The organism is Phenylobacterium sp. (genome assembly GCF_031412415.1).
Classification (GTDB): Bacteria; Pseudomonadota; Alphaproteobacteria; order Caulobacterales; family Caulobacteraceae; genus Phenylobacterium.
The window spans coordinates 1-4,851 of the sequence record NZ_JANOCX010000274.1; the positions used below are offsets into that span (position 1 = coordinate 1).

The window sequence follows — 4,851 nt, forward strand, 5'->3', positions numbered from 1 at the left end:
CCTCGGGGCCTGGCTCCCGGGCCAGGTAGCGAGCTTCAGCTTCTATTGGGGCTCGATCGACACCTACAACACCATTGAACTTCTCGACAAAGGCGGCCTCGTCTACTTCAGCCAGAGCGGCGCCACGATCCCCCCCGCGAATGGTGACACGAGCGATCCGTTCACCAACCGCCGCGTGAACTTCACCCTGACCGGCGCCGATCGCAATCTCGGCGGTGTCCGTCTGACCTCGACCAACAAGGCGTTCGAAGTCGACGACTTCGCCTTCCAGTCGGCGGTGCCGGAACCGGCCACCTGGGCGATGATGATCATCGGCTTCGGGGCGGTCGGGACGATGCTGCGCGGCTCGCGCCGTCGCACGGCCCTCGGCCTGGCCTAGGGCCCGAAGGACGGTCGGCCCCCACAGGGCCGACCGTCCTGTTTCAGAGCCGCGGTCTCAGCGAGACCGCGGCTTTGTCACGTCTGGCAGGCCGGGCAGAAGAAGGTTGACCGACCCGCCCGGACCTCTCGGGCGATGACGCCCTTGCAGCCGTGGTTGAGGCAGGGCTGACCTTCACGATCGTAGGCGCGGAAGCGGTGCTGGAAGTAGCCCAAGGCCCCGTCGGCGGCGGCATAGTCGCGCAAGGTGGAGCCGCCCGCCGCGATCGCCTCGTTCAGCACGTCGCGGATGATGTCCACCAGGGCTCCCAGCCTGGCGCGCTTGATCCCGCCCGCCGGCTTGAACGGCGAGATCCGCGCGCGGTTTAGCGCCTCGCAGACATAGATGTTGCCCAGGCCGGCCACGATCCGCTGATCCAGCAGCAAGGTCTTGGGACCCTGCTTGCGGCCGGCGAAGGCCTTCGCCAAAAGGCCGGCGTCGAAGGCCGGTGACAGAGGCTCCGGCCCCAGCCCCGCGAACCACGGATGCTGCTCGCGCGTGGGGGTGTCGAGCAGGGCCATGTAGCCGAAGCGCCGGGGGTCGTAATAGGTGACCCGGCCGCCGCCTTCCGTGTCCAGCACCACATGGGCGTGCTTGGGATCGGGGTCGGCGGCGTAGTGGAACTCGCCCGGCCGCACGGTCCCCTCGGGACGGGCGATCTCGAAACGGCCGCTCATCCCTAGATGCATCACCAGGGTCTCGCCGCGATCCAGTTCGGCCATGAGGTATTTGGCGCGCCGCTCCAGGCGCAGGATCACGGCGCCGGTCAGCCGTTGGACGAAGCCTTCGGGGAACGGAAACCGCAGGTCGGCGCGGCGGGCCTCCACCCGGGCCAGCCGGGCGCCCTCGAGAACCGGCTGCAGGCCGCGGCGGACGGTCTCGACCTCGGGAAGTTCGGGCATGGAACGTGGAGTGGCATGGCGTCGCGCGCGCGACAAGGCTAAGACGCCTCCATGACCGGACCCGCCGCCACCTTCGGATTCCGCGACGTCGATCCCGCCGAGAAGCCCCGCCTGGTGCGCGGCGTCTTCGACCGCGTCGCCAGCCGCTACGACCTGATGAACGACCTGATGAGCGGGGGCGTCCACCGGTTGTGGAAGGACGCCGTCGCCGCGCGGTTGAACCCGCAGCCGGGCGAGACCATCGTCGACTGCGCGGGCGGCACCGGCGACATGGCCCGCCGCTTCGCCAGGATGGCCCGCCGCGCCCAGGAACGTCGGGGCGGGGCCGACGCCAGCGTGATCGTGGTCGACTACAACGCCGAGATGATCGCCGCCGGCCGCGAGCGCGGCGGGGAGCCCGAGATCGTCTGGGCCGTGGGCGACGCCCAGCGCCTGCCGCTGCCCGACGCCAGCGCCAACGCCTATGTGATCTCGTTCGGCATCCGCAATGTCACCGACATCTCCGCGGCCCTGGTCGAGGCGCGTCGCGTACTGAAGCCGGGCGGCCGCTTCCTGTGCCTGGAGTTCTCGCAGCCGGCCACGGAGGTGCTGCGCAAGGCCTACGACGCCTACTCCTTCAAGGTCATCCCGCAGATCGGCGAGTGGGTGGCCAAGGATCGCGACAGCTATCAATACCTTGTCGAGAGCATCCGCCGGTTCCCCGACCAGAAGGCCTTCGTGGGTCTGATCGAAAAGGCGGGTTTCAGCCGCGCGGGCTACACCAACTTCACCGGCGGGGTCGCGGCCCTGCACCACGGCTGGGCGATCTAGGCGGTGGGCGGGCTGGCGGCGTTCGGGCGGCTCGCGGCCGCGGGCTGGATGCTGGCGCGCAACGACGCCCTGCTGCCGCGGGAGCTGGGCAGCCTCTATCCGCCCGCCGTTGGGACGCTCTCCAAGGCGCTGCGGCTGCTGGCTGGCCGCCAGGCGCGCGAAGGTCGTCCGGGGGAGAGGTTGGCGCGGTCGCTGGAGCGGCTGGGTCCGGTGGCCATCAAGCTAGGCCAGCTCCTCTCCACCCGGGCCGACATCTTCGGGATCGAGTTCGCTCAAGACCTGTCGCGGCTGAAGGACGCCCTCGAGCCGTTCCCGACCGAACTGGCGCGTCTCGAGGTCGAGAGAGCCCTGGGCCGTCCGGTGGAGGCCCTGTTCGCAAGCTTCGGCGACCCGGTCGCCGCCGCGTCGCTCGCCCAGGCGCATGACGCCGTCCTAATCGACGGGCGCCGCGTGGCGGTGAAGGTGCTGCGGCCCGGCATCGAGCGTCGTGTCGCGGAGGACGCCGAGGTGTTGGGCCTGGCGGCGCGGTTGGCCGAGCGCTGGTCGGTCCCGGCGCGGCGGCTGGAGCCCCGGGGGCTCGCCGCCACCGTGATCCGGGCCACCGAGCTGGAGCTCGACCTGAGGCTGGAGGCGGCTGGAGGCGACGAGCTGAAAGAGGTCATGGCCGAGGACGGCTACATGACCGCGCCCAAGGTCGTCTGGGATGGCGTCGGCAAGCGGGTCCTGACCCAGGAGTGGGCGTCCGGCGCGCCGCTGTCCGATCCAGCCGCCCTGGACCTGGTCGGCCTCGACCGACCGGCCCTGGCCCAGAAGCTGATCCGCGCCTTCCTGGCCCAGGCCCTCGACCACGGGGTGTTTCACGCCGACCTGCACGAGGGGAACCTGTTTGTCGCCGCGCCCGCCGAACTGACGGCGGTGGACTTCGGGATCATCGGTCGGCTGGGGGCGGCCGAGCGCCGCTACCTGGCCGAGATCCTGTGGGGTTTCCTGCAGCGGGACTACGCGAAGATCGCCCAGACCCACTTCGACGCGGGCTATGTGCCCCGCACCCATTCCGTCGCCGCCTTCGCCCAGGCCCTGCGCGCGGTGGGGGAACAGGTGTTCGGCCGCAACGCCAGCGACGTCTCCATGAGCCGGGTCCTGACCCAGCTGTTCGAGATCACCGCGCTGTTCGATATGCGTCTACAGCCCCAACTCGTCCTGCTGCAGAAGACCATGATGACCGTCGAGGGCGTCGCCCGCCGCATCGACCCCGAACACGACATCTGGGCCGCCGCCGATCCCGTGGTGCGCCGCTGGATGCTGCGCGAGCTATCTCCCACCGCCCGCGCCAAACGCTACGGCGACGAGGCGGTCGCCGCCCTGCGCAACCTCGCTCGCCTGATCGAAGCCCCGCCCCCACCCCAGCCCATCGCCGTGGCGGTGGCCGAGGAGCGCGGCGGGTCGCCCCTCTTATGGTTCGCCGTCGGCGCGGCGGTGTCGGGGCTGGTCTTCCTGGTCGCCGCCTGGCTGTTCTAGCTCCCGGGTTCGATCTTCATCCGCGCGAACCACTCGTCCGCCGACAGCTCCTCCACCCCGTCCGGGCCGAACAGGGCCATGCGGTTGTTGCGGAAGACGGTGGTCTTGCCGATGGTCGGCATGTCGGCGACCTCCACCCGCGAGCGCTCGCCGACGGTAAGATAGATCAGGTCGACCTCGCCGGTGTTGACGAGGTGGTGGACCACCCCGTCCGTGGGGAATCCTATGAAGTCGCCGGGGCCGATGTCCTGGGCGACGCCGTCCAGCACCACCTGGCCTGTCCCCGACATCACCAGCACCATTTCCTCCTCGACCGAGTGGGCATGAGGAATGAAGCTCTCTTTGCCCGGCGGGATGCGGACAAGGTTCGCGCCGAGACGCGTAAGCCCGCTGATGTCACCCACCCGGATCATGCGCATCTCGGAGGCTGGATTGAACGGGTGGCGTCCCCGGAAGGCGCGACTCCAGTCGAGGTCGGTCTGGCGGACGAGATGTTTCGCCATCAGCTGTCGCCGCCGTCACGGTCCTTGCGGTCGGAGCGGGCCGTTTGGCGTTTTCCTTCCCGCGCCTTCTGTTCGTCCCAGTAGGCGCCGCCCTCGTCCGGTTTGAACATGGTGCGTGGCGCGCCGTTGTCGGTGACCACCGCGAAGACGTTGCTCTTCGGATCGTAGAGCAGGGTGTCGCCATTGGAGCGGGTCAGGCGCTGGGTCCCGGCCGGCGGGTCCTCCACGAAGGCGTGGGCCTTGCGGACGAAGTCGTCCAGGTTGCTGGCGCCGAAGGCCTCGCCGTTGCGCTCGAAGCTGCGCTGGGCGTTCTCTTCGGCCGTGCCCTTGCGGCTAGCGGACCAGATCGGTTTGCCGTCGATCCGGCGCACCGGTTCATCATCCCGCTGGGCGCGGTCCGTCCGGGGCTGCGAGCCCCCCGTGGACGCGAGAGCCTGCGGCCTCGCCTCGTCCTTCTGGGCCACCGCCGACGGCCGCTCGCAAGCGGCCAGAAGCACCAGGGCCAGGCCCGCGCTCAACGCAATCTTGTATCCCGCCATATCAATCCCTCCAGAATGCACGGCCAAGCTGTGGGAACAAATTAAGAACAGAAACTCAGGTTTGTCCAGAGGCCCTGTTTGGCCTATGACCGGGGACCTGTTGCTTGGGGCGTCAAACCTTGTCGGACCAACGGATTCTGCTGATCGTGGGGGGCGGGATC

At 69.4% G+C, this 4,851-nt stretch carries 6 protein-coding genes; 3 read left to right on the forward strand and 3 right to left on the reverse strand.

The annotated features are described in order from the left end of the window. Positions 1-379, forward strand: a 379-nt coding sequence (locus RMO04_RS13270; RefSeq protein ID WP_309645255.1) for a PEPxxWA-CTERM sorting domain-containing protein, incomplete at its 5' end; no start/stop codon positions are given. Between the two features lie 77 nt (positions 380-456). Here RMO04_RS13270 and mutM read toward each other — a convergent pair. After that, positions 457-1,320: a bifunctional DNA-formamidopyrimidine glycosylase/DNA-(apurinic or apyrimidinic site) lyase gene (gene mutM / locus RMO04_RS13275; protein ID WP_309645256.1), complete on the reverse strand. Its 864-nt coding sequence runs from the start codon at positions 1,318-1,320 to the stop codon at positions 457-459. A 51-nt stretch (positions 1,321-1,371) separates the two neighbouring features. Between mutM and RMO04_RS13280 the strand changes: the two genes are divergently transcribed. Together RMO04_RS13280 and ubiB are read left to right on the forward strand one after the other, a co-directional pair. Further along, positions 1,372-2,130 carry a class I SAM-dependent methyltransferase gene (locus tag RMO04_RS13280; protein WP_309645257.1) on the forward strand — a complete coding sequence of 253 codons (759 nt, stop codon included), beginning with the start codon at positions 1,372-1,374 and terminating at the stop codon, positions 2,128-2,130. A 3-nt stretch (positions 2,131-2,133) separates the two neighbouring features. After that, the gene (gene ubiB / locus RMO04_RS13285) at positions 2,134-3,648 is read left to right on the forward strand and encodes a 2-polyprenylphenol 6-hydroxylase (protein WP_309645258.1); all 1,515 of its coding nucleotides are present in this window, start codon (positions 2,134-2,136) and stop codon (positions 3,646-3,648) included. Here the strand turns inward: ubiB and RMO04_RS13290 are convergent. Both RMO04_RS13290 and RMO04_RS13295 read right to left on the reverse strand, forming a co-directional pair. After that, on the reverse strand, positions 3,645-4,151 hold the full coding sequence (locus tag RMO04_RS13290; protein ID WP_309645259.1) for a cupin domain-containing protein: 507 nt from the start codon (positions 4,149-4,151) through the stop codon (positions 3,645-3,647). The two genes, ubiB and RMO04_RS13290, sit on opposite strands and share 4 nt — an antisense overlap. Next, positions 4,151-4,690 carry a hypothetical protein gene (locus tag RMO04_RS13295; protein WP_309645260.1) on the reverse strand — a complete coding sequence of 180 codons (540 nt, stop codon included), beginning with the start codon at positions 4,688-4,690 and terminating at the stop codon, positions 4,151-4,153. The genes RMO04_RS13290 and RMO04_RS13295 overlap by 1 nt, the downstream gene beginning before the upstream one ends. Between the last annotated feature and the right edge of the window lie 161 nt (positions 4,691-4,851).

Bases quoted from the DNA above. Each gene is read 5' to 3' on its own strand.
- RMO04_RS13295 (WP_309645260.1), bottom strand. From the start codon at position 4,690: ATGGCGGGATACAAGATTGCGTTGAGCGCGGGCCTGGCCCTGGTGCTT.
- RMO04_RS13290 (WP_309645259.1), bottom strand. From the start codon at position 4,151: ATGGCGAAACATCTCGTCCGCCAGACCGACCTCGACTGGAGTCGCGCC.
- mutM (WP_309645256.1), bottom strand. From the start codon at position 1,320: ATGCCCGAACTTCCCGAGGTCGAGACCGTCCGCCGCGGCCTGCAGCCG.
- RMO04_RS13280 (WP_309645257.1), top strand. From the start codon at position 1,372: ATGACCGGACCCGCCGCCACCTTCGGATTCCGCGACGTCGATCCCGCC.